General features: G+C 67.5%; 24 protein-coding genes. 10 read left to right on the top strand and 14 right to left on the bottom strand.

What is annotated here, in order from left to right:
* Positions 1-4: 4 nt before the first annotated feature.
* Complete coding sequence (locus AC5ZH6_RS19525; RefSeq protein WP_006367892.1) at positions 5-283, bottom strand: hypothetical protein; 279 nt, start codon at positions 281-283, stop codon at positions 5-7.
* 108 nt (positions 284-391) lie between these two features.
* On the opposite strand from AC5ZH6_RS19525, the gene AC5ZH6_RS19530 reads away from it, so the two are divergent.
* The 5 genes from AC5ZH6_RS19530 (at position 392) to AC5ZH6_RS19550 (ending at position 6,459) form a co-directional block, all read left to right on the top strand.
* Complete coding sequence (locus AC5ZH6_RS19530) at positions 392-811, top strand: YbaB/EbfC family nucleoid-associated protein (RefSeq protein ID WP_006367891.1); 420 nt, start codon at positions 392-394, stop codon at positions 809-811.
* Positions 812-901: 90 nt separating this feature from the next.
* Positions 902-2,560, top strand: a complete 1,659-nt coding sequence (locus AC5ZH6_RS19535; protein WP_006367890.1) for an NCS1 family nucleobase:cation symporter-1 — start codon at positions 902-904, stop codon at positions 2,558-2,560.
* Between the two features lie 46 nt (positions 2,561-2,606).
* The gene (locus tag AC5ZH6_RS19540; protein ID WP_020170428.1) at positions 2,607-3,338 is read left to right on the top strand and encodes an aspartate/glutamate racemase family protein; all 732 of its coding nucleotides are present in this window, start codon (positions 2,607-2,609) and stop codon (positions 3,336-3,338) included.
* A gap of 97 nt (positions 3,339-3,435) precedes the next feature.
* Positions 3,436-3,987, top strand: coding sequence for a sigma-70 family RNA polymerase sigma factor (locus tag AC5ZH6_RS19545; RefSeq protein WP_020170427.1), 552 nt, complete (start codon positions 3,436-3,438; stop codon positions 3,985-3,987).
* A 168-nt stretch (positions 3,988-4,155) separates the two neighbouring features.
* Positions 4,156-6,459: a heavy metal translocating P-type ATPase gene (locus AC5ZH6_RS19550; protein ID WP_265076830.1), complete on the top strand. Its 2,304-nt coding sequence runs from the start codon at positions 4,156-4,158 to the stop codon at positions 6,457-6,459.
* A 140-nt stretch (positions 6,460-6,599) separates the two neighbouring features.
* Here AC5ZH6_RS19550 and AC5ZH6_RS19555 read toward each other — a convergent pair whose 3' ends face one another.
* On the bottom strand, positions 6,600-7,019 hold the full coding sequence (locus AC5ZH6_RS19555; protein WP_006367886.1) for a zf-HC2 domain-containing protein: 420 nt from the start codon (positions 7,017-7,019) through the stop codon (positions 6,600-6,602).
* Between the two features lie 84 nt (positions 7,020-7,103).
* Positions 7,104-9,221, bottom strand: coding sequence for a cytochrome c oxidase assembly protein (locus tag AC5ZH6_RS19560; RefSeq protein WP_265076831.1), 2,118 nt, complete (start codon positions 9,219-9,221; stop codon positions 7,104-7,106).
* Between the two features lie 269 nt (positions 9,222-9,490).
* Here AC5ZH6_RS19560 and AC5ZH6_RS19565 point away from each other — a divergent pair, with 269 nt between their 5' ends.
* On the top strand, positions 9,491-10,225 hold the full coding sequence (locus AC5ZH6_RS19565) for a DsbA family protein (protein WP_006367884.1): 735 nt from the start codon (positions 9,491-9,493) through the stop codon (positions 10,223-10,225).
* 27 nt (positions 10,226-10,252) lie between these two features.
* The gene (locus tag AC5ZH6_RS19570) at positions 10,253-10,954 is read left to right on the top strand and encodes a vitamin K epoxide reductase family protein (protein ID WP_006367883.1); all 702 of its coding nucleotides are present in this window, start codon (positions 10,253-10,255) and stop codon (positions 10,952-10,954) included.
* A gap of 113 nt (positions 10,955-11,067) precedes the next feature.
* Here the strand turns inward: AC5ZH6_RS19570 and AC5ZH6_RS19575 are convergent, their stop codons facing one another.
* The 7 genes from AC5ZH6_RS19575 to mftE all read right to left on the bottom strand — a co-directional run bounded on the left by AC5ZH6_RS19575 (position 11,068) and on the right by mftE (position 17,842).
* Positions 11,068-11,874 (bottom strand): CopD family protein, encoded by an 807-nt coding sequence (locus AC5ZH6_RS19575; RefSeq protein ID WP_496169251.1) that lies wholly within the window; start codon positions 11,872-11,874, stop codon positions 11,068-11,070.
* Positions 11,871-12,767 (bottom strand): copper resistance CopC family protein, encoded by an 897-nt coding sequence (locus AC5ZH6_RS19580; protein ID WP_496167703.1) that lies wholly within the window; start codon positions 12,765-12,767, stop codon positions 11,871-11,873. The genes AC5ZH6_RS19575 and AC5ZH6_RS19580 overlap by 4 nt, the downstream gene beginning before the upstream one ends.
* Entirely contained in the window at positions 12,764-13,462 is a 699-nt protein-coding gene (locus AC5ZH6_RS19585) for a YcnI family copper-binding membrane protein (RefSeq protein WP_035726910.1), read from the bottom strand. Before AC5ZH6_RS19585 ends, AC5ZH6_RS19580 begins: the two co-directional genes overlap by 4 nt.
* 55 nt (positions 13,463-13,517) lie before the next feature.
* Positions 13,518-14,096, bottom strand: coding sequence for a DUF5134 domain-containing protein (locus AC5ZH6_RS19590; RefSeq protein WP_006367880.1), 579 nt, complete (start codon positions 14,094-14,096; stop codon positions 13,518-13,520).
* Positions 14,097-14,260: 164 nt separating this feature from the next.
* Positions 14,261-15,673, bottom strand: coding sequence for a mycofactocin system GMC family oxidoreductase MftG (gene mftG, locus AC5ZH6_RS19595; protein WP_006367879.1), 1,413 nt, complete (start codon positions 15,671-15,673; stop codon positions 14,261-14,263).
* A gap of 16 nt (positions 15,674-15,689) precedes the next feature.
* Complete coding sequence (mftF, locus tag AC5ZH6_RS19600) at positions 15,690-17,102, bottom strand: mycofactocin biosynthesis glycosyltransferase MftF (protein ID WP_035726925.1); 1,413 nt, start codon at positions 17,100-17,102, stop codon at positions 15,690-15,692.
* A gap of 26 nt (positions 17,103-17,128) precedes the next feature.
* Positions 17,129-17,842: a mycofactocin biosynthesis peptidyl-dipeptidase MftE gene (gene mftE / locus AC5ZH6_RS19605; protein ID WP_035726909.1), complete on the bottom strand. Its 714-nt coding sequence runs from the start codon at positions 17,840-17,842 to the stop codon at positions 17,129-17,131.
* A 192-nt stretch (positions 17,843-18,034) separates the two neighbouring features.
* Between mftE and AC5ZH6_RS19610 the strand changes: the two genes are divergently transcribed.
* Positions 18,035-19,147, top strand: a complete 1,113-nt coding sequence (locus tag AC5ZH6_RS19610; RefSeq protein WP_006367876.1) for a CaiB/BaiF CoA transferase family protein — start codon at positions 18,035-18,037, stop codon at positions 19,145-19,147.
* A 232-nt stretch (positions 19,148-19,379) separates the two neighbouring features.
* The gene (locus AC5ZH6_RS19615; RefSeq protein ID WP_020170415.1) at positions 19,380-20,195 is read left to right on the top strand and encodes a mycofactocin-coupled SDR family oxidoreductase; all 816 of its coding nucleotides are present in this window, start codon (positions 19,380-19,382) and stop codon (positions 20,193-20,195) included.
* A gap of 118 nt (positions 20,196-20,313) precedes the next feature.
* Here AC5ZH6_RS19615 and mftD read toward each other — a convergent pair whose 3' ends face one another.
* From mftD to mftA, 4 genes are all read right to left on the bottom strand, one after another.
* The gene (gene mftD, locus AC5ZH6_RS19620) at positions 20,314-21,516 is read right to left on the bottom strand and encodes a pre-mycofactocin synthase MftD (RefSeq protein WP_006367874.1); all 1,203 of its coding nucleotides are present in this window, start codon (positions 21,514-21,516) and stop codon (positions 20,314-20,316) included.
* Between the two features lie 95 nt (positions 21,517-21,611).
* On the bottom strand, positions 21,612-22,889 hold the full coding sequence (gene mftC, locus AC5ZH6_RS19625) for a mycofactocin radical SAM maturase (RefSeq protein WP_006367873.1): 1,278 nt from the start codon (positions 22,887-22,889) through the stop codon (positions 21,612-21,614).
* A 55-nt stretch (positions 22,890-22,944) separates the two neighbouring features.
* Positions 22,945-23,295 carry a mycofactocin biosynthesis chaperone MftB gene (gene mftB / locus AC5ZH6_RS19630; RefSeq protein ID WP_006367872.1) on the bottom strand — a complete coding sequence of 117 codons (351 nt, stop codon included), beginning with the start codon at positions 23,293-23,295 and terminating at the stop codon, positions 22,945-22,947.
* Positions 23,295-23,417: a mycofactocin precursor MftA gene (gene mftA / locus AC5ZH6_RS19635; RefSeq protein ID WP_006367871.1), complete on the bottom strand. Its 123-nt coding sequence runs from the start codon at positions 23,415-23,417 to the stop codon at positions 23,295-23,297. Before mftA ends, mftB begins: the two co-directional genes overlap by 1 nt.
* Positions 23,418-23,547: 130 nt before the next feature.
* Here mftA and mftR point away from each other — a divergent pair, with 130 nt between their 5' ends.
* The gene (gene mftR, locus AC5ZH6_RS19640; protein WP_006367870.1) at positions 23,548-24,144 is read left to right on the top strand and encodes a mycofactocin system transcriptional regulator MftR; all 597 of its coding nucleotides are present in this window, start codon (positions 23,548-23,550) and stop codon (positions 24,142-24,144) included.
* Positions 24,145-24,430: the final 286 nt, after the last annotated feature.

Raw genomic sequence — 24,430 nt, forward strand, 5'->3', positions numbered from 1 at the left:
GCGATCACCCACCAAAACCCTGATCAGCCCGCGTGACCGACTCGGCGACCCGCGTCACCGCCTCGCCCTCGTTGTTCAGCTTGGTCGCCATGTTCGACAGGTTGGTCAGTACTTGATGCAGGTCGGGTACGAACTTCGACGAGAAGGCACTGCCCAGTTTGTCCTCACCCCAGGGGGCGCCGCCCTCGTCGAGCTTGGCGGACTGCTCGGACACACTGCTCGCGGCCTCGGCGAACCGATCGGCGGCGCCGGCGAACTCCGGCCGCATCCAGAAATCGGACATTCTTCCCCCACAGTCGAATTCACGTATCACAACTGGTTATCGAAGCTAACACACCGACGTGGCGGCGGCAGGTCGCCCGGTTCGGGCGCACCGGGCACAATGGCGGCCATGGGTTCGCCTCTCGACTTCGAATCGATCATCGACGAGATCGCCGGCAGCGTGCATCGATTCCGCAACGAGACCGCCGCGATCACCGAGCGCCTGCGCGCACTCACCGCCGATGCGTGGTCGTCCGACGAGCACGTCCGTATCTGGGTCAATGCCCGCGGCGTGGTCATCGACACCCACATCGACCTCGACGATCTGCACACCGTCACCCCAGACGAGCTGGCCGCCTCGGTCACCGAGGCCACACAGAAGGCCGCACGCGCGGTCGCGGCGAAGGCCACGGCGCTGCAGAATCAGCTCTGGGAGCACGCCACCAAGGACGGCCCCCGAATCGAGGGTCTCGAACAGTTCCGCGGCATCGAACCCGAGGTGTCGCTGGCGCCACCGAATGCCGAGGAGCGCCGCCGCCGAACCACCTGACGACCGGGGAGAATATATCCGTCGAGTAATCGTCGGGTAACAATGCGTTCGTAGGTTGTTCCTCAACCATTCGTGTGAGGAGCCGATCCCATGTCCGCAACCACCGACTCCGCCGCGGCGCAGACGCATCACAGCGCCGCAGGCGACAGTGTCATCAAGCCCGGCTATGACCCGTCTCTGACCAACGAGGACCTCGCTCCGCTCAAAGAGCAGAAGTGGACCTGGTACAACATCTTCGCGTTCTGGATGTCCGATGTGCACAGCGTCGGCGGATACGTGTTCGCGGGTAGCCTCTTCGCGCTCGGCATCGCCGCCTGGCAGGTCCTCGTGGCACTGCTCGTCGGCATCGTGGCGGTCAATCTGCTGTGCAATCTCGTCGCCAAGCCCTCGCAGAAAGCAGGCGTGCCCTATCCGGTGACGACGCGAATCTGCTTCGGCGTCAAGGGCGCCAACATCCCGGCGATCATCCGCGGTGTCATCGCGGTGGTCTGGTACGGCATCCAGACCTATCTCGCCTCAGTCGCCTTCGGCCTGCTGGCGTTGAAGTTCTGGCCGTCCCTGGAGCAGTACGGCGACACCGGAACACACTCGTTCCTGGGTCTGTCGCCGTTGGGCTGGGCCGGATTCGTCCTGATGTGGGTGCTGCAGGCGATCGTCTTCTGGAACGGCATGGACACCATCCGCAAGTTCATCGACTTCTGCGGTCCTGCAGTGTATGTCGTGATGATCGCGCTGGCGGCGTACCTCATCGTCAAGGCCGGATGGAGCAATGTCCACTTCGATCTGTCGGAAGGGTCGGGAACCACCGGCTGGGCGTCGGTGACGGCGATGATCAGTGCGTTCGCCCTTGTGGTGTCGTACTTCTCGGGCCCGATGCTCAACTTCGGCGATTTCTCCCGCTACGGCAAGACCTTCGGTGAGGTCAAGAAGGGCAACTTCTGGGGTCTGCCGGTCAACTTCTTGTTCTTCTCCCTCCTCGTGGTCTGCACGGTCTCGGCCGGCGCCACCGTGATCGGCCGGGACAGCGACGGCAAGATCGTCACCGACCCGGTCCACATCGTCGACCAGATCGACAACACCACCGCCGCCGTGTTGGGCGTGCTGACCTTCGCCATCGCCACCATCGGCATCAACATCGTCGCGAACTTCGTCTCCCCCGCCTTCGACTTCTCCAACGTCGCACCGACCAAGATCACCTGGCGGATGGGCGGAATGATCGCCGCGGTCGGTTCGGTGCTCATCACCCCGTGGAATCTGTTCAACAACGCCAGCGCGATCCACTACACGATGGATACGCTCGGCGCGGTGATCGGACCGCTGTTCGGCATCCTGATCGCCGACTTCTATCTCGTCAGAAAGCAACAGATCGTGGTCGACGACCTGTTCACCCGCAAGCCCGAAGGCGCCTACTTCTACCGCAACGGCTGGAATCCGGTGGCGGTGATCTCGGTGATCCTCGCCTCGATCCTGCCGATCTCCTTCGTCATCTGGGGCACCGCCTACGAGGCCAGCTTCACCTGGTTCATGGGCGCGGGCGCCGGGCTGGTCATCTACTACCTCGGAATGCGGTTGGCGCCCAACGAATTCGTGTACGGGCGCGCGGCGGCTCCGGGCGGCGTCACCGCGCACTCGACCAGTGACATCTCGGTGGCGGCCGACGGCACGATGAGTCTCGACGACCAGCCGACCACCGTCTCGGTCGGCGACGGCGAGGACGACGGGGGCACCGCGTCGGTGACGACAGCATGACGACGCCGGTGGCAGCGGGACCGATCGACATGGTGAACTCGCTGCCATGAGGCTCGTCGTCATCAATCCCAACACCACCGCAGAGATGACCGCGGTGATCTCGGCCGCCGCCCGCTCCGTCGCACGGGCCGACGCCGAGATCGTCGCGGTCACCTCCGCAACCGGCCCCGAATCCATCGAAAGTCATTACGACGAGGCGCTCGCGGTGCCCGGCGTCCTCGATGCGATCGCCGCCCACCCCGACGCCGACGGTTACCTGCTGGCCTGCTTCGGCGACCCGGGACTCGATGCGGCCCGCGAGGTCGCCGTCGCACCGGTACTCGGAATCGCCGAGGCCGCAGTGCATCTCGCGGCCCCCCTCGGCCGCGGGTTCTCCATAGTCACCACCTTGTCGCGCACCATCGGCAGGGCACGAGACCTGGTCTCGCACTACGGTTTCAGCGATCGCTGTCTCGGTATCCACGCGTGCGAGATCCCGGTGCTCGACCTCGAATCCAACCCCGACACCGAGGCCATCCTCGCCAAGGCCTGCGCGCAGGCACTCGCCGACGACGGCTCCGACGCCATCGTCCTGGGCTGCGCCGGCATGGCCGATCTGGCGGCGCGGATGTCCTCGCAGATCGGTGCGCCCGTCGTCGACGGGGTCGCCGCGGGGGTCGGCATGCTCTCGGCGATGGCGGCGATGGGGCTGCGGACCGGTACCGCGTCCGGAGAGTTCGCCTCGCCACCACCCAAGCGCTACACCGGCGTGCTGCACCACTGGGGTGCTCGGGGGTGAGACATCCCGCAGCGGGCACGCCGGGCGGCGGTGCACCGATGACCGGTGCGCGGGTGGGACGCCGGACACGGTTCGCCGACCCGATAGGGTGTGCGCCATGGATGTCTGCCCCGACGACGAGTTGACGCGTGCCGCGTTGCGCGCGGCAACCGGCGACCGGGCGGCGCTGACGGCATTCATCCGCGCCACACAGAAGGACGTCTGGCGGTTCATCGCGCACCTCGGGCACGCGAGCACCGCCGACGATCTCACCCAGGAGACCTATCTGCGGGCGATGAAGAGCATCTCCCGCTTCCGGGCCGAGGCCAGCGCCAAGACGTGGCTGTTGTCGATCGCGCGACGGGTCTGCGCCGACGAGGTCCGGCACGACCGGTCGCGCCCGCGGGTCAGTCCAGGCGTCGACTGGATCTCGGCCGCCGAGGCCCGCACCTCCCGTCCCCGCTGGGAGGACATGGTGGAGGTGAACCTCCTCCTCGAGGATCTGCCCGCCGAACGTCGTGAAGCGCTCGTGCTCACCCAGATCCTCGGCCTGTCCTATCAAGAAGCCGCCGAGGTCACCAGCACCCCGATCGGCACCATCCGCTCCCGCGTCGCCCGGGCTCGCGAATACCTGATCGCCGCGTCGACACCGCACCGTCGATCGGTCTGAGGCCTGACGTCGCACCTCCATCTCGCACTGTGACGCAGACCACTCGACTCGCCGGGAACCAGACGGTGTACGTCACCGACCTATCCTGAGGACGAGTGTGCGTGAGGCTCCGACGGTCCCGAGAGGCGAGGTGACCCGGGACGCCGGAGGCGAGAGATCGAGGATGATGTGACCACCCTGCACGACGTGAATCCCCACCACGATGCGACCTCCGGTGCCGCTGCGAACCCCGGTGCCACTGGGGCCGACGACCCGGCGATCGACCAGCGGCGTCAGCTCGACGTCACCGGCATGACCTGCGGGGCATGCGCGGCTCGCGTGGAGCGCAAACTCAACAAGGTCGACGGCGTGAAGGCGTCGGTCAACTACGCGACGCGGGTGGCGACCATCGAGGCGCCGGCACAGGTGAGCACCGAGGACCTCTGCGCCGTCGTCGACAAGGCCGGCTACGGCGCGACCCCCCGCCCGCAGGTGCCCACCACGATTCCCGACACCGACGCCGCCGACGCGAAACGCCTGTTCCGGCGACTGGCCGTCGCGGTGGTGCTGTTCGTGCCGCTCGCCGACCTGTCCATCGTGTTCGCGGTGGTGCCCTCGACGCGGTTCACCGGCTGGCAGTGGCTGCTCATCGCGATGGCCGCACCCATCGTCACCTGGTGCGCCTGGCCCTTCTACCGGGTCGCGGCGAAGAATCTGCGCACCGGGGCGGCGACCATGGAAACGCTGGTCACCCTGGGTGTGCTGGCCGCGACCGGCTGGTCGTTGTACTCCATGTTCACCACCGACCCCAACGCCACCACCCACGGTGTGTGGGATGCCATCTGGAGCAGCGACTCGATCTACCTCGAGGTCGCCACCGGTGTGACCGTCCTCGTCCTGGCCGGCCGGTACTTCGAGGCGCGCGCCCGCTCACGAGCCGGTGGCGCACTGCGGGCACTCGCGGCGATCGGCGCGAAGGACGTCGCGGTACTCCTATCCGACGGCCGCGAGATGCGCATCCCCGCCGAAGAACTCTCCGAAGAGCAACGCTTCGTCGTGCGGCCCGGCGAGACCGTCGGCACCGACGGCCTGGTGATCGAGGGCAGCGCGGCCATCGACATGAGCGCGATGACCGGTGAATCCCGGCCGGTCGAGGTCACCCCCGGCGAGGCCGTCATCGGCGGCACCACCGTCCTCAACGGTCGGCTCATCGTCGAGGCCGCCGCGGTGGGCGCCGACACCGCCTTCGCCGGCATGATGCGGCTGGTCGAGGAGGCCCAGTCCGGCAAGGCCCGGGCCCAACGCCTCGCCGACCGGATCGCCGGGGTGTTCGTCCCGATCGTCGTGGCCCTGTCCCTGGTGACCCTGGCCGTCTGGCTGGGTCTCGGTCAGCCCGCCGACCGCGCGGTGTCGGCGGCCCTGGCCGTGCTGATCATCGCCTGCCCGTGCGCACTGGGATTGGCCACACCGATCGCGGTGATGGTGGCCACCGGACGCGGTGCGCAGCTCGGCATCTTCCTCAAGGGCCACCAGACCCTCGACACCTCACGGCTGATCGACACCGTCGTCTTCGACAAGACCGGCACCGTCACCGAGGGCACACTGTCGGTCGAATCGATCCATCCTGCACCGGGATTCGACGCCGAGGAGGTCCTCGCACGAGCCGCGGCGGTCGAGGCGGCCTCCGAACACGCCGTCGGCGCCGCAATCGCCACCGCGGTGACCGAAGAACACCGCGCCGAGGTCACCGACTTCACCACCGAACCCGGACGCGGCGTCAGCGGCATCGTCGACGGCCACCGGGTCCGCGTCGGCTCGCCCCGATGGGCCTCGCATGCGCTGGTGGTGCCCGCCGAGCTGGCCCGCGCCCGACGCGACGCCGAAGCACAGGGCAAGACCGTGGTCTACGTCGTCGTCGACGATGTGCCCGCCGCGGCCATCGCTGTCGGCGACACCATCAAGACGTCGGCGGCCACGGCGATCGCCGCGCTCAAGGCCGCCGGCCTGCGCACGATCCTGCTGACCGGTGACAACGAGGGCGCCGCCCGTGCGGTCGCCGAGGCGGTGGGCGTCGACGACGTCATCGCCGAGGTACTGCCCGATGAGAAGGTCGAGACCCTGCGCGCGCTGCAGGACGAGGGGCATTCGGTCGCAATGGTCGGCGACGGCATCAACGACGGCCCGGCACTCGCGACCGCCGACCTCGGGCTCGCGATCGGCCGCGGCACCGACGTCGCGATCGGCGCCGCCGACGTCATCCTGGTCCGTGACGACCTCCGGGCCGTACCGGCCGCGCTCAGCCTCGCCGGGGCCACCCAACGCACCATCCGCACCAACCTGGTGTGGGCGTTCGGCTACAACGTCGCCGCGATCCCGATCGCGGCGCTCGGCGTCCTCAACCCGCTGATCGCCGGTGCCGCGATGGCGCTGTCGTCGCTGTTCGTCGTCACCAACAGCCTGCGGCTGCAACACTTCGGCGAATCCCGACGCTGAGCGGCTTCAGCTCCCACGGACGCTGACGGGCGGGCACCCGCGGTTCTTCCGCTAGCGTTTCGTTCGTCCCCGGGAAATTTCCCGCGGACGAACGGATTTCTTCGGGAAGAACACGGCGCGCCGATGGGGACCAGCCCACGTCACCGCCGGGCGCGCACCGTCAACCCGACGGTCACCAGCATCGCGGCGACGAACAAGCAGATCGTCACCACCGACCCATGGGTCACCACCATCGACACGGCCAGCGCACCGGACGCGAAGGCCGCACCACCGGCCATCAACCACCATGTGCGCGAAGAACTCTCGCTCCCCCGCGCCGGCGGCGCAGCGGTGTCTGCGCGCGCCGCGATCATCATCTCGACGAGATCGGGGCCCTCGTCACCACGCACCACCCGCAGCGGCTCACCGATCTCGGGAATCGTGAAACGCTGCAACGCCTGATACCACTGCGCGCAGTCGGCGCATCCGGCCACGTGTTCGTCCACACGCGCCGACGGAACGGTCTCCCGTTCTCCGTCGACACGCGCCGACAGCGCCTCCCGCGCGACCTCGCACCGCATGAATCCATTGTCCCGTCACGGTCAAGTCAGGCTCCGGCCCGGCACATTCACCGGCTCCGCCTCAGCGACATCACCGGCTCCGCCTCAGCGACGTGTCCGGGCCAGCTCCTCGAGCATCTTGTTGTAATCGTCGAGCTCGGAGTCCTCGTAGGTTTCGGCATGCCGATCGGCCCGGCGTGCCTCCCGTCGATCCGACTTGGCCCACTGCGTCACGATCGCGATGACGACGAGCACCACCGGGACCTCGCTGGCGCCCCACGCGATCGCCCCGCCGAGCCACTGGTCGTGCAGCAGATCGGTGACCCAGGGCAGACCGAGCTGACTGTAGAACTCGCCACCGGTCACCGACGACATCGTCATCAGCGCGATACCGAAGAACGCGTGAAAAGGCATGACCGCGAACAGCAATCCGATGCGCGCCAGGTACGGGATGCGCCGGGGTCCGGGGTCGATACCGATGATCACCCAGTAGAAGAGGTAGCCGACGATGATGAAGTGGATCGTCAGCAGCACGTGACCCCAGTGGTAGCGGACAAACGTGCCGAAGATGGCGGTGAAGTACACCACGTACAGCGACAACACGAACAACAGCAACGCGACCGCCGGATTCGACAGCACCCTGGTCACCTTGGAGTGCAGCACCCAGAGCAGCCATTCGCGCGGCCCGGGTGGGCGCGAACCGGCCGTCGGCAGAGCGCGCAGGGCCAGGGTCGCCGGCGCACCGAGCACCAGCAGCACCGGCGCGAACATGTTGAGCGCCATGTGTTCTGCCATGTGCACGCTGAACATCGCCGAACCGTAGGCGCGCACCCCCGACCCGGTCACGACGACGAGGACCAGACAGCCCAGCATCCACGAGAGGGTGCGACCCCACGGCCACTCGTCACCCCGGCGACGCAGCCGCAACACCCCGATCCCGTACAGCACGGCCGCGGCAATGGCCGCGGTACCGACGAGGAAGTCGAATCGCCAGAAGGTGGCCAGCCGCCACGCGGTCGGCGGTCCCGGCAACTCGTAGCCGAGGAACACGTCCCACGCGGTGAACGGGTGCGCGAGCAGGCCGGGCGCCACCCGGGTGTCCATGATCGCCCAGCACACGTACACCGCCGCCATCACCGCGACGGCCGCCATCTCGATCCGCCACAGCCGTGTCGCGCCGGACGCCGACCGCAGCGCGACGACGCTCGACGCGGTGGCCGCGATCAACCCCACCACCATCACCACCGAGGTCACCCCGAAGGTCGTGGTGAACAGGTAGCGCACCGGCACCAGGAACGCGATCAGGATCACCCCGGAGATCAGCGCAAGCACATCGGCAACGCCGACGATCCAGGTGTGCCGGCGCTCGAGGATCACGCGGTCGGCCTCGGGCGTCACGGTCGGGGCGGCCACGTACGCGACGCGGTATCCGATGGAGACGGCCATGGCCAGCACCAGGACGATCACCAGGCTGGTGCCGTAATCGTGGTTGGGTCCCTGCGCACCGTTGCCGGCCATCGGCAACGCGGCGACGGCGATTCCGGTGGGGATCAGCAGAACCGCGTGCGCAATCCAGGACAGGAAGAATCGGACGGCGATCGCGACGATGGTGGCGAATATCGCGACCACCAGCCAGGCCACCGCCTCCTCGCTGATGCCGATCGCCTCGAACAGGGTTCCCGACGACACGAGCTTGCCGAGCGGGAGACCGTACCCGTCGGATGCGGCGACGCCGACCATCAGCCAGGCCACCACCGCCCACACCGGCGTTGCGCGCGAGACGAAAAGGTGTGCGCGATAGACGGTGGCGTCGATGATCCCGTCGGAATCCGGTCGCGACCCGGCGACCACGAACGCCAATGCTCCCAAACACAGCGCGGCAAGGGTGGCGCCGACGAAGTATCCGGCCACATCGAGTACCGCGGTGGTCAGACCCGGGTACGGGTCGCCGCGCTCGATGTGGCGGGTCGGACCCGACACCAGCGCGTAGAGGACCACGACCAGCAATCCGGCGGCGAGTACCGCGCCCAACCAGCGCACCGCGGCGACGTTCGATCGTCGTGCCGTCCCCACAGACGCAGCACCGGCGGCCGCCGGATTGTCGGTGGGAACAGCGGTCCCGGCGGGCGGGGTTCCGACAGGCGCCGTGTCGACGGTCGCGGCAGCGTCGGTCGAGGTCGGCGGCACGCCGGGATCGGCGTGGGCATCGTCAGGGGCGGTCACAACAAGGTCTCCTAGCAACGCCGCTGCGAGACGGCATCGTCGTCAGTCTACGACGCGGCGTAGGCGAACCGACCACGCCGCCGAGGCCCGCATCGGCGTCACGTGACGAGAACCACCCGGGACCAACGTCCCACCGGCCCCTACCGCTCAGATGCTCCTCAGATTCCTGCCAGTACCCTGAACACCGGCATGGCGGTCCTCCGGTCCTGCGCAGACCGACCGGAGCCCGACACCGACGCCGGAGAACCCGTGGACCAGGGAGACAAAAAGTGGCAGACAAACGCCGGAAGCCGATCGTCGATCCGCGAGCCGCCGAACGGCGCCGTTCGCTCTTCATGAAGATCGGGGCGGGTGTTGCGATCGTCGTCATCGCCGTCATCGTCGCCGTCGCGGTGATCCTCACCAACAAGTCCTCCACGGGTGACGCGACCGCGCCGTCGGTCGCGACCAACAGCTCGTTCCGCGTCACCGCCGCACCCAAGGGCACCACCCCGCCGGTGACCGTGCAGATCTACGAGGACTTCCAGTGCCCGGTCTGCAAGCAGTTCGAGCAGGTCTACAGCGACGCGCTGACGCAGGTGCGCAGCAATCCCAAGGTCGCCATCGATTATCAGCCGGTGGCCATCCTGGACCGTATGTCGAGTACCAATTACTCCACCCGCGCGGCCAATGCGTCGGCGTGTGTGGCCGAGGCGACCAAGGGCGCCGACAACTTCGCCATCTGGCTCAAGTTCCACAACATCCTGTACGCGAATCAGCCCGAGGAGAACGGGTCCGGTCTGACCGACGATCAGCTCGCTGATTTCGCCAACCAGGCGGGCGCACCCAACGTCAAGGAGTGCATCTCCGACGGCCAGTTCAAGAACTGGGTCGGTCAGGAGACCACGGCCTCCCAGGTCCAAGGAACACCGACGGTGAAGATCAACGGTCAGGATTTCAACATCCAGCTGGGGCCCGATGCCTTCCTCGCCCAGATCAATCAGGCCGCCGGCACCGCACAGTAAATCCACCCCGAGACGAAGCGACCAGCAATGAGCAGCACCACCTCTCCTTCCGGCACCACCCCGGACCCTGAGGCACCGGCGGTCGAACCGCCCGACGACGAGCTGATCGCCGCCGACGTGATCACCGACGACGTGATCACCGATGACCGGCCGTGGTGGCTTCAGCGCCCCGACGTGTCCACCGCGACCGGCATCGTGATCCTGATTCTCGGTGTCCTCGGATTCATCTCGGCGGCGACGCTGACGATCGAGCGCATCGAACTGCTCATCAACCCGGAGTACGTGCCGAGTTGCAGCATCAATCCGGTGCTGTCCTGTGGCTCGGTGATGGTGACCGAGCAGGCTCGTGTCTTCGGGTTTCCCAATCCGCTGATCGGTATCGCCGCCTTCTCGGTGATCATCGTGACCGGCGTGCTCACCATCGCCCGCGTCTGGCTGCCGCGGTGGTATTGGGCGGGTCAAACACTCGGGCTCGCCCTGGGTTTCGTCTTCGTCAACTGGCTCGCCTTCCAGAGCATCTACCGGATCAACGCGTTGTGCCCTTACTGCATGGTGGTGTGGACGCTGACGCCGATCCTGCTGATCCTCAGCGCCGGAAGACTTTTCGGTGACTCACCACGCGCCCGCGACCTTCGCGGCTGGCTGTGGGTCCTGTTGCCGCTGTGGTACGCGATCATCATCGTCGCGATCGGTGTGCACTTCTGGGATTACTGGTCGACGCTGATCTGACTTCCCACTTCCCCCGTGCTCGGCGAGGTCGGGTTCCACTGCCGGAACGCGCACCCCCGCGCGGTGACCTCACCATGCGGGGCCCATCGCAAGGGCACCAACAGACCGGGCGATCACCAGACCGCAAACCCGACGGTGGTGACCTGCGCGTCGGAATCGCTGAACTGCACGGTCAGCGTCAACGTCCACGCACCGGCGACGGGAACCGACGCCGCAACGCTGCGCCAGCGAGCCGCCCCGGGCGAGCCGGTGTCCGTTGTGTCCGATTGGGCCGGAACGAATCTCAGCGCCAACGACGGAATCCCCGCCGACTCCGAGGACAACGTGGCGCGCAGCGACCGGGCCGGGATCGGCGTCCCGTGACCGTCGTCGAGGGCCACGTCCACCACGGTGGGGCCGCGGCGCGTGGTCGACACCGACACCTGCGCCGCGCCGTCGTCGAGAGGGGCCGCCACCTGCATCGGCGGACCGTAGGTCGTGCGCGCGGGCGGTTCGGTGACCAAGACGGAGGTGACGACGAGGACGGCTATGCCGCATGCCATCTCGATCGGCACCGAACGTCGAAGACGGCTGAGGCCGAGACGACGACGCGCATATGCCGCCAGGCCGAGCATCGCCAGTACGAGAGCCGACTTGACGAGCAGCACGACACCGTAGGTGGTGTCCCACAGCGCTTGCACCGGCCAGATCTGCCGCCACGCCTGGAATTCCCCGGAGAGCACCAGGACGACCACCATGGTGAACGCCCACCTCGACCAGCGGTGCAACACGGCAGGTGTCAGCAGCTCAGGTGCCGACGGTTCAGGTGCCGGCGGTTCGGATGCCACTGATTTGGATTTCACTGTGGCCGGAAAGCGGGAGCGGTTGCCGGACAACAGGATCAGCACCATCGAGAGCAGTCCGCCGAGCCAGAGCGTCATCGCCACCCGTGCAGGATGGTGACCGGCACGGCCAGCCATGCCAGATCCCCCACCGACGCATGGCCGTCGGCGGCGATGGTGACGGCGATACCCAGCCCGCAGGCCCCGATCAGCGCTGCGCCCCACGCATGTGAGACTCGCCGGCGCGCGGCCGCGAACAGCACCGGTCCGAGCACCACGACCAGGGCCGCTCTGATGAGCACCACCCTCGTATCGCCACCGTCGAGACCGGAGGAGAGCGCCGAGCCCGAGAATGCCCGGCTCACACCGACATCTGCCTTTTCGGCGGCCCGGACGAGAACCGTGCCCGCACAGGCCAGCACCGCCAGAACCCAACTCGGCGCCACCGTCCATCGGAATCGTTTGAGCGCCAACGTTCTCGGATACAGCATCAGCGACACCACCGCGAGACCCACGCTGCCCACCAGGCCCGCGTAGAGCAGCGCCTGCGATGCGCGATCGAGTGCCGTGACCGAGGCGGCGACCGGCGGTGCCGCCGGGGCGGGCGCCCCGGGGTCGGCCCGCACGCCGAACACGATGGACCCGGTGACCACATGGGTGTCGGCGGAGATGACTCGCCAGGTGGCCGAATAACTTCCGGCAGGCAGATCGGGGCGCACCGGGATGACCAGGGCGTTGCCGGCCGAGATCAGATGTGGTGAGCCGGTGTCGACGCGATCGCCCTGTGCCGAGATGACACGCGCGGGATCGGCTCCCACACTGATGTTCTCGTCGAAGGTCAACACCACCTGTGACGGCGAGATGGCGACTCGCGAGTCGTCGGCGGGCACGCTGGAGACCAGGGTGGCATGTGCGCCGGCCAGGCCGGGAGTGGCCATCACCAACGCACACACCACCCCGGTGAACACCAGGAGCGCTCTGCGCCACCTCAATTCGATGAACGCCCCTTGCGAATCAGCGCGAGGTTGGCCACCCCGACCAGCAGGGCGATGATCGCGATGACCAATCCGGCTATGCCCGGCCATGACGGTGACGAAGTCGAGTCATTCGACATCGACTGATCGCTCGTGTGTCCACCGGATGCGGCGGCGAGGGAGAGCACGGGCGCCGGATGCTCGGGCTCGGCCTGACCGGAGACCGTTTTCTCGTTCCAGTTCACGACGGTGCCGTCACTGTAGGTCTGCTGGGCGGGCAACGAGAGCGTCGCCTTGTCGGGTAGCGGTCCCGCCGACACGCTGAACGTGTCGAAGCTCCCCGGCGCGATGGCGGCCTGCGGGGTCTGCGCCTTCCAGATCACCTGGGAGACATACTGGGTGATCTCGTTGCCGTCGTCGTCCTTCTGCGGCGTGGGCAGGCTCTTCTTGACCACCTGCACCGTCCATCCCGGCTTGGGTTGCGTCGACACCGAGATGATCGGGGTGTCGTCCGGGAAGGTCACCGCCAGTTCGGTGGTCGACGCGGTGTCGGATTCGGTGGGCACCCGGAAGGTCAAGACGCCGTATCCGCCCTCGGTGGCGTCGATTCCCGACACCTTCACGTGCGCCGACGCAGTCCCGGAGAGTCCGATCATCAGCGCCACCGCAGTTCCCGCCACGGCGAGCACCAACGCCGCTCGTCTTCTCACCATCGATATCCTCGTTCTCTCGTAGTTTCACTATTCCGGTGGCGAATGCACCGGGGTCTCACATCAGGACGGCGAATGCCACGCCCATCCCGGTTGCCATCAGCACCTCACCCCACGGGCGCGCGGGTCCACGGATCAACGCGTAAAACCACCACAGTGCGGCGGCGAAATAGGCTGCCGCACAAAGCGCGGCGAGCACCGCGACGCCGGTCGGCTGCGCCCAGCCCGCGGTACCCGGCACGCCCATACCGCTCATCGAGCCCATACCGGGCATCGAACCCTGGGCCGAGTTCGCCTCCGCCGAGCCGGAACTCACCGTCGCCGGCACCGACATCAGCACCGACATCACCACCATCGACGCCATCATGGCCGCGTCATAGGACCCCACCAGCAGGTGACGTCGCGTCGCATCGGCGTCGACGACCACGCGATTGGCAAAGAACAGGGCGCCACCGCTGAACACGAGTACCGACACGATCGGTGCCGCCTGCGCGCTCCACGGCCAGACCATGGCGATCATCGCGACGGCCATCAGGACGTGCAGAATTCCGGCAAATCGGGTCAGTGGGGTCGGCGAGTGCCACGCACGCATGAGGTAGATCACCGCGCACAGCGTGAACACGCCGGTGATCGCCACGGTAGCGGCCAGTTCGCCACCCGCCTCTCGTCCGTCAGATGTAGTCGAGCCGCAAGAGTGGTCGGATGCCGGTGCACAAAGGTTCCCGGGATCGACGAAGTTCTTTCCCGGAATGTGTTCGGGTGCGCAGAGTGTGTTCGGGGCGCAGGGCGTGGTCGGTGCGGTCAGTACCCCGCCGCGAGCGCCGCACCGATCCGGCGCGCGGTCATCATGATCGTGGCGTGCGGTCCGCTGCGGCCCGGACTCGGCAGGATCGAGCCGTCCACCACCCGTAGGCCCCGGACGCCGACCACCCCACCCAGCCAGTCGGTGCGGACGCCCATCGGCAGGCTGCCGAAGGCGTGCTGCGAACTGCGGATCACCGGATCGACCGAGATCGAATCGGGTACCACCACGTCGTCGAACTCGGCGGACGCCAACATGTCCACCACGTCCGACGCCGTGGCCCACAACGGGGCCACCACCGACTCGTCGAGGTCGTCGAACCGTACGCGTACCGAGCCTCCCGACGCCGACGTGAGCCGCGCCGGGCCCGCCTGGAGCATCCCGCAGACCCCCACGGCCTGCGAGCCGCCGGCCGACCCGGTCACATACCGCTCGAAATCATCGGAGTAGCAACGGATCTCGATACCATCGTCGGTGTGCACCACGGTCGGCAGTAGCGGCCGCAGGTCGTCGGGCGAACGCCTACGGTATCCGACGAGCACCTCACGGTGTTCGCCGGCGACGAGTACGCCGGAGGGCCCGATCACCTCCGGGATCGAGCGCAGCAGGATTCCTGCGGTACCGAGTGTTCCGGCGCACAGGATCACCTCGTCGCAGGCGATGTCGGTGCCCCCCGACCCCGTGTCCCCCGAACCCGTGACCCGCAGGCCTGTTGCCCGGCGTCCCGCCATCAGGATCTCATGTACCCGAATGCCGGTTCTCACAAAGAGATTCGGACGTGCGAGAGCCGGGCGGAGAAATGCCTCCGCGGAGGTCGTGCGCAGTCGGTGGGCGCTGTTGCCCAGCACTGCGTTGTTGTCCAGCAGTTCGTTGTTGCCCAGCACTCGGTTGAGACCGATGATGGGCCACCGGTCGGTGACGTCGCGGACCGGTACGCGCGTCGACCAGAATCGCTCGAAGGCGCGGGCGGCCGGCCCGAGATCGTCCTCGCCGAACGGGTGCACCGACATCGGGCCGTCGGTCTCGTCGAGTTCGCGGTAGGCCCTTTCGACGTCGTCGACGCCCCAGCCGGTGGGCCACCCGGCGAAATCGTCGCGATGCCACCGCAAGAAGTATCCACCGTTGATCGCCGAGGACCCGCCGAGCCCGCGCCCGCGGACCACGGTCTGGCCGGGCGGCGCGTCGTGGACGGTCACGAACCCCGACGACGCGCTGATCGGCAGTGTTCGGAGATCGCGAACCGCGGCGTCGGGCCAGCCGCTCCCCTGCTCGAGCAGGAGTACCGATCGGGTGCCGTCGCGGCTCAATGTGTCGGCCAGCACCGACCCGGCGCTGCCGGCGCCGACGATGACGACGTCTGCGCGTCGGGGAAGCTCACCCGCCACCGACGTCTCGTCCACCGGCGTCCCCATCACCTTGGTTCGGCGGTCAGCGCGTGACGACGGGCCGAAGCGCGCCGAGATCGCGTTGACGCACAACACCTTCCCACAGTCCCGCGCCGTAGGCGAGGTCGTCGAGACGACGGCAGATCAGATAGGCGACGGGGCCGATCGCGGGCCCGCGCGTGGTGTCGGCAAGGACGGCGCGCACCCATTCGATGAGGCCCTCGGCGATGGCCACCTCGATGACGAGTATCCGAAATCGCTTGGAGATCAACGCCAACAGGACTGCGACCGGCCAATAATGTCGACAGATCGCACCGGCCGCCTGCAATAGCCCGTATCCGGCCGCGCGGCCGGTCATCTGCGCGGCGGCCACCGGCGCGTCCGGCAGGTCGCCGAGTCGCGCCCGCAATCGATGGGCCACGCGGGCCAGCACGAGAAAAGCGAGAACGAGTCCGAACTTGGTTCGTGACAACAAGGCCGCCACCGCCAGCGCCATCGACGCCGTCATCACCATCGGCGCAGCGAGCGTGCCGTGCCGTTGAGCCAGGAAAGCCGCCCCGGTGCCGTAGTAGCGGCGACGGGACAACACCTGCCGCAGGTTGGTGCGGTGGTCGTGGGCCACCCGGGCCACCGGGTCGTAGCGCATCCGCCAGCCCGCCTCGTGCAGTCGCCAGCACAGGTCGACGTCCTCGGCCACCCGGAGATTCTCGTCGAATCCGCAAAAAGCACTGCGCCGCACGATCATTGCCGCACTGGGCACATATGGTACGGGCGTACCGGGGACAACGGCGGCCTCGGTGGGCCCCATGTCGAGTGAGGAGTGACCGTTCTCGTAGCGTTCGGCCATCGACTGGCGTTCACCGCGTCGGGCCGACAAGCCGACGATCCGGGGAGCGGCCAGCGCCACCAACGGATCGGAAAAGTGCGCCAGCAGCATCACCAGCCAGTCCGGCTCGGGAACGACGTCGGAGTCGAGGAAGGCCACGAAGTCCGTCGTGGCAGCCGCGGCGCCGGCGTTGCGGGCTGCGGCCGGGCCGCGGTTGGACTCGAATCGGATGACCTGCACCAGCGGCCCCTGCGCGACGAGGGGCACGGCCGAGCCGTCGTCGACCACGATGACCCGGGTACCGGCCACCGCGTCGAGGAGGCGGTCGACACCGGATTGGTTGTCGCGCACCGGGATCACCACGGTGACGTCGTCGGGCTTGGGCCCCGACATGGGCCGCGGATGAGCAATGCCCGTCTCGAGCAGCGTCCGCGAGAGCGTGCGCGTCGCGGTGTTGCACACCTCGATGCGTCCGTCGGCGGAGGTGAGACCGAGCGCGGTGTCGCTGAGCCGGAGCATGCGCGTCGGCGACCCACCGACGAGGTAGCGCAGGTCGCCGCGCCGCGCGCACCGCAGATCGATCTGGATCTGGAAGCCGTCCGGCAATCCGGAATCGCTCGGGGCAGGCATCTTCTGCGCGACCCATTCGGTCGTCGTCACCGCAGTCTCCCCCCGTCGTCGACGGCCCACTCGCCGAGCGCCCGCGTCAGATCGTCGACGACACGCGTGAGGAGCTGCGCACCGTGCTCGGCGGTCGCCGTTCGCGGGTCGCCCAGTATCCCGTTCTCGCTGACCGCGGCGACACCGCCGGTACGCATCGGCCCCATCAGCACGCCGATCGGCTCACGGTTACCCGCCTCGATCCGGTCGGTCAGCACCAGCTCCGGCGAAAGATGAAGCAGCACTGAGGTTTCGGTGTGCCCGGCGTGAGCGTCGGCATCGGCGAACACGCATGGATACCAGGCCACCTCGCGCGCCTCATAGCGCAGTCTGGCGACCGCCGCGGCCAGCGTGGGCACGTTGCCGCCATGACCGTTGACGAAGACGATCCGCCGCGCCCAGCGACAGGCACTGCGTCCGAATTCGACGAGGAGGTCGGTCAGCGCCTGCTGTCCCAGCGAGATCGTCCCGGCGAAACCCTCGTGCTCACCGCTGGCTCCGTAGGCGATCTCCGGGGCGACCGTGACCGGCGCGTCGGCGGGCAACTCCGAGCAGGCGGCGGTGGCCACCGCAACGGCGATGCGCGTGTCGGTGTCGAGCGGAAGATGCGGACCGTGCTGTTCGACGGAACCGATCGGAACGAGAAGGGTCAGTTCGGCGGGCGTCACCTGCGGCCATGCGTATTGCCCCAGCCTCGCCGTTCGCACCATTCGGCCAAGTCTAATGTGCGCGGCGCCTCGGGGTAACCGGTCGTCACCAATTACAGGACCAAGATCCCCTGTTCGGACCCGCTTGGACGAGCGCTCGATCGGTTGTGGAATCCTGGACCGCAGTATGTGTCGCAGAACACGGTCGGCACCAGTCGGCACAACAAGGTCGACGCCATTCGAGGGAGGACGTCCATGACATCAGATTCGACACCCACCAGCGGTAAGAACGGACCGCTGAATCGATTGCGCGTGATCGAGTTCGCGGGTATCGGCCCGGGCCCGCACGCAGCGATGATGCTCGCCGACCTCGGCGCCGATGTCATCCGGGTGCAGCGTCCCGGCACACTTCCGGCCGAGGGCCGAAATGCCGACGCGCTGCTGCGCGGGCGTCGCGTCGTCGAGGCCAATCTCAAGGACCCGGCCGACCGCGACACCATCCTCGGGTTGATCGCGAAGGCCGACGTGATTCTCGAGGGATTCCGCCCCGGCGTGATGGAACGACTCGGCTTCGGGCCCGATGATCTCGCCGAGGTCAACCCCGGCCTGGTTTACGGCCGCATGACCGGCTGGGGCCAGGACGGTCCGCGCGCAGAACTCGCCGGCCACGACATCAACTACATCTCGCTGACCGGCCTGTTGCACGCGATCGGCCGTCGCGGTGAGCGTCCGGTACCCCCGCTCAACCTCGCCGGCGACTTCGGTGGCGGCTCGATGTTCCTCGTCATGGGCGTCCTCTCGGCACTCTTCGAGCGCCAGTTCTCCGGTCGCGGCCAGGTGGTCGACGCCGCCATGGTCGACGGGGCTTCGGTTCTGGGACAGATGATGTGGGCCTTCCGCGGTACCGGCCTGTGGTCGGACGAGCGCGGGGTGAACATGCTCGACACCGGCGCTCCGTACTACGAGGTGTACGAGACCTCCGACGGCAAGTACATGGCCGTCGGCGCGATCGAGCCGCAGTTCTACGCCGAACTCCTCAAGGGACTCGGACTCGCCGATGCCGATCTGCCGGACCAGAACGACGTCGCGAAATGGCCGGAGCTCAAGAAGATCTTCACCGAGACCTTCGCCTCGCGCACCCGCGACGAGTGGGCCAAGGTCTTCGACGGCACCGACGCCTGCACCTCACCGGTACTGAGCTTCGCCGAGGCTCCCACCGACCCGCACATGTCGGCCCGCGCCAACCTCCTCGAGATCGACGGCGTCATGCAGGCACAAGTGGCACCACGCTTCTCGCGCACCTCGCCGGAGACGCCGAGCGGGCCGGCCCGCCAGGCCACCGATCCATCCACCGTCTGGACCGACTGAACGGATCGCACCTCCTCCGTCCGACCGCGGGGCGCCGACGACGTCGTCGGCGCCCCGCGTCGTCGCGACAGCGCCCTCCGCATCGCTCACAGCGCTCTCCAGTTCGCCGACAGCGCCTTCGGTTGTGCCGACGGCGCTCTCCGACTCGCCGACGGCGCCCGTCTCAATGTCGACAGCGCTTTCTCCCGGTCGTCCAACCACGTCGAAATAGAACGTGTTACAGTTTTTCCTCATGGGACAGTTCGACGGCAAGGTCGTCTACATCACCGGCATCGCCCGTGGCCAGGGGCGTAATCACGCACTCCGCTTCGCCCGCGAGGGTGCGTCGATCATCGGACTCGACATCGCCGGCGAGGTCGCCGACCACATCACCTACCCGGCGTCGACGCCGGACGATCTTGCCGAGACGATTCGCCTCGTCGAAGAGGCCGGCGGCAAAATCCTTGCCCGTCAGGGGGATACGCGAGATCTGGCATTCCAGGAGGAGCTTGTCGCCGACGGCGTGCGGCAATTCGGCCGCCTCGATCACGTCATCGCCAACGCGGGCATCCTCTCATGGGGACTCACCTGGGAACTCTCCGAACACGAATTCACCGACGTCCTGGACGTCAACGTGGTCGGCACATGGAAGACGTTGCGCGCCACCATTCCCCCGCTTCTGGAGACCGACGCCGAGAACCGCTCGATCGTCATCATCTCCTCGGTCGCCGGGCTCAAGGCGATGCCCGTCCAGGCGGCGTACTCGGCGTCGAAGTACGCACTCACCGGACTGGCCCAGACGACCGCCAAAGAGCTGGCACCGCGCCGGGTCCGCGTCAACTCGATCCACCCCTACGCCGTCAACACACCGATGGGCATCGCCGACACCTCGGCGATGAAGATCTTCGAGATGGGCGAGTACACACGGTATTTCATCTCGATGATGGATCACTTCCCGGTCGCCTCGCTCGACGACATCTCCGACGCGGTGCTCTATCTGACCTCACCGCAGGCGCGCGCGGTCACCGGTTCGCAGTTCCAGATCGACATGGGAAACTCCAAGGTCTGAGCGCCGTCGGCGCGATGCAGGGCGCCGTCGGCGAACAACAGAGCGCCGCCGGCGGGAACCGGCGGCGCTCTGTCTTTCGTAGCCCTGTTTCTGCGGCGTTCTTCCGACTCGGATTCGCTCAGATGCTGCCGAAGGAGCGATCGAAGTCCTCACCGATGATCAGGTCATCGCGCGAGAGTTCGTGAACGCTCTTGTGGCCCAAGCCCATCACCACACCGTCGAGGCCCATGCGGAGCAGGTCGAGGACGTTCTCGACGCCCGCCTGACCGTTGGCCGCCAGGCCCCACAGGTAGGCGCGACCGATCATCACCGCGCGCGCCCCGAGTGCGAGTGCCTTGGCGACGTCGCTGCCGCGGCGGATGCCGCCGTCGAGCAGGACCTCGATCTGATCGCCGACCGCCTCGGCGATGCCCGGCAGGAGACGGATGGTGGCGGGGGTGCCGTCGAGGTTGTTGCCACCGTGGTTGGACACCGACAGCGCGGTCGCGCCGATGTCGACGGCTCGCTTCGCGTCGTCGAGGCGGGTGACGCCCTTGACCATGAACGGTCCGCCCCACTGTTCGCGCAGCCACTGCAAGTCGTCCCAGGTGGGCGGGGCGGTGCTCATCCACTCGCCGTAGGCACCGAAGAAGGTCGGTCCGGGCTGTCCCTTGCCCTTGGAGACGTTGGGCGCGGTCAGGTCGGGAATGATGATCTTGCCGTCGCGAATCCAGTCCATCGCGTAGCGCGGCTTGACCGCGATCTCCGGCGCCAAGCGCAGGAGAGCCTTGAAGTCGACCTTCTCCGGGATCTCCGGGCTGCCCCAGTCGCGACCGATGTTGAACACCCAGTCGGTCGTGACGATCAGACCCTTCGCACCGGCTTCCTTGGCGCGCATGGCACGCGCCAGGATCTCGTCGCGACTACCGAGCCAGTAGATCTGGAAGAAGATCTTGTCGTTGACCGCGGTGACCTCTTCGATCGGATGAGACGCGAAGCTGGACAGGCCCATTGCGGTACCGCGAGCTGCCGCGGCACGCGCCACCGCGACCTCGCCGTCGGGGTCGACGGCCTGTACGCCGGTGGGGCTGATCATCACCGGGAACGACAGGTCCTGGCCCATCACAGTGGTGGAGAGTTCGCGATCGGGCTGCGCGCCGATCACGTGCGGGGCGAACCCGATCTCGGAGTACGCGTCGACGTTGTCGCGCACCGTCACGCCGGCTTGGGTGCCGGCGATCAGCGAGGAGTACACCGATTTCGGCAGTCGCTTCTTGGCGCGGCGCTGCGCTTCGTGAACGGTTTCGAACCAGGGATTGCGGGCCCAGGGATTGGTGACCATTGTGTGTTCCTACCTATTTTCTTTACTTGTTCGTCGCAGCATCGAATCACCCGGGCGCCCGGCCCGGGTGCTCGACGATCCGCCACGCGGGGGTACTACAGGGCGAATCCCGCCAACGGGTTCTCATCACAGTTCTTCGACGGCGGGCCACCGATCGGGGTGATCTCCCCGTCGGGTTGCCGGGTCATCAGTGTCAACGGGGTACCGCGTGAATGGTCTTTGTTCGCAGTCGGTTTGGCGCGCTCACCAGCCAGCAGCTCCTCGCCGTATCCCTGCACGCACTCGGGGTCGGGTCCGGCCAGCGGCAGTCCGGTGAAGAACTTGGCCGCCATGCAGCCGCCGCGGCAGGCGTCGAAATGGGCACAGCGCGTGCAGGCTCCGGCGTTCTGTGGCTCACGGAGCTCGGTGAAGAGGTCCGATTTCTGCCAGATCTGTTGGAAGCCACCGTCGGTGGTGATGTTGCCTGCGAGGAAGTTCTCGTGGATCGCGAACGGGCAGGCGTAGACGTCACCGACCGGATCGATGAGGCACACCACGCGACCCGCGCCGCACAGATTCAGCCCGGGCAGGCCGGACCCACCGGTCCCGCCGAACGCCGACAGGTGGAAGAACGAGTCGCCGGTGAGGACGTTCTCGCCGTGGGCGACGAGCCAGTCGTAGAGTTCGCGCTGCTGTTCGGGCAGCGGGTGCAGGTCGTCCCAGACGTCGGCGCCGCGGCCCGACGGGCGCAGCCGGGTGATGCGCAGGGTGGCGTTGTAGCGGTCGGCGAGCGCCTTGAACTCGTCGAGCTGCGCCACGTTCTGCCGTGTCATCACCACCGAGATCTTCGCGTCGGCGAATCCCGCCTCGTGGAGGTTCTCCAGCGCGCGCACGGCCATGTCGAACGAGCCGGGGCCACGCACGGCGTCGTTGACCTCCGCGGTCGCACCGTCCAGCGAGATCTGCACATCGACGTAATCCGACGCGGCCAGCCGCGCGGCGACCTTCTTGTCGATGCGTAAACCGTTGGTGGAGAACTTGACTCCCACCTGGTGGCTGGTGGCGTAGTCGACGAGTTCCCAGAAGTCCGGGCGCACCGTCGGCTCCCCGCCACCGATGTTGACGTAGAAGACCTGCATGCGCTGCAGTTCGTCGATGATCGCCTTGCACTGTTCGGTCGACAGCTCACGCGGGTCGCGCTTACCCGAGGACGACAGGCAGTGCACACATGCCAGGTTGCAGGCGTAGGTCAGCTCCCACGTCAGGCAGATCGGGGCGTCGAGCCCTTTCTCGAACTGATCGACCAGACGCCCGACCTTGGGGGGCGCACTGGGCTGCAGCGTCGGCATGGCGGCGAGTTCGGTTGCGGTGGGCGGCAACTCGAGTGTGGTCATCTTCGGGTCTCCTTGGGCTCGAGGAGCGGTGGTGGACGGTGGAGGAATGCGTCCGTCAGCGGCGGACGATCATCCCGGAGTCGGCCAGGGCGGTCAGCGCCTGCACATACAGCGCACGCTCGGCGGCTCCGATCCCGGCAGCAGCCAGGGCGGTCTCGGCGTCGTCATGCTCGGCGAGGGAGCGCACGATCCCGACGACGGTCAGGTTCTTGAGGAATGAGAGCTTGCGGGTACCGAAGTGATACAGCAACGCCCCGAAGGGTTCCGGGCGTAGTGCGACCTTGGGGTTGAGCTCCCAGGCGGCGTCGAGATCGAATGCGGACAGGGTGGCGGGGGTGTCGCGCCGGTCACCGGCGACCGCGGAGTCGCGGTCGCCGGCAACCGGAGCAGATGTCGGGGTGGACATCAGTAAACCCCGCACATCCCGTCGATCGAGACCTCTTCGACGAGGGACTCACCCACGAGCTCGGTCTCGACGTCGGCGGGAACCGACACGTCCTGAGCTGCCTTGGCTGTGTGATCGGCCATGATCCAGACCTCCTAATATTCGGGTAGTGATGTGGATCACCGATCACTATAATGGCACCGGGTGCAGAATTGCACCCCCCAGCCGAAAATTGACCAAACGGACAGGTACCGACCTGGTGAGAGAGGTCTGATGACGACCGAGAACGCGACGGCGCCGGGCCGGCGTCCGCGCACCAGCCGCGCACAGATCAGCGCGACCGCCATCGACCTGTTCACCACCGTCGGCTTCGAGGAAACCAGCGTCGACGACATCGCCGAGGCCGTCGGCATCGCGCGGCGCACACTGTTCCGGTACTTCCCGTCGAAGAACGCGATCCCGTGGGGCGAGTTCGACGTCCACCTCGACGACCTGCGCGCACTGCTCGCCGAGATCCCCGACGACCTCCCCATCGCCGAGGCCGTCACCCGGGCGCTGATCGCCTTCAACGAGGTGCCCGCGGAGTTCCTCGACGGCCACCGCCGACGCATGCAGCTACTCCTGGGAGTGCCGAGCCTGCAAGCACATTCGATGTTGATGTACGCCGACTGGCGCCACGTCATCGCCGAGTTCTGCGCCCACCGGCTCGGCCTGGACGAGGGCGATCACCTCCCGCAGACGATCGGCTGGCTGTGCCTGGGCACCGCCCTGGCCGCCTACGAACAATGGCTCGCCCATCCCGACGCCGACCTCGACGCGCTCATCCGGGCGGGGTGCGCGACGCTGGCCGCTGGGCTGCAGGGGTTGTGAGTGCTCATCGCACGCGATAGATCCCGCCACCGACTCGGCGGCGCTCGTGTGGTCCTCGATGCCGAGGTTCGCGATCGACGGGTTCGCCGAGCCAGCCCCGCGACTCGATCGCTGTCGGCGAGAAACCGGGCGCCGTCGAGGAAATACCGGCGACACCGCCGCCACAGACCGCCCTCTACCCTGGAACCGATCGCCTTGCCGGTGTCGACAGCCCGACATCTAGGCTAGGCTCAAAGTAGAACGTGTTCTAGTTTTCGCACCTTCGACTCTTACACCTTCGACGACG

Source organism: Gordonia sp. YC-XJ4, from assembly GCF_059511865.1.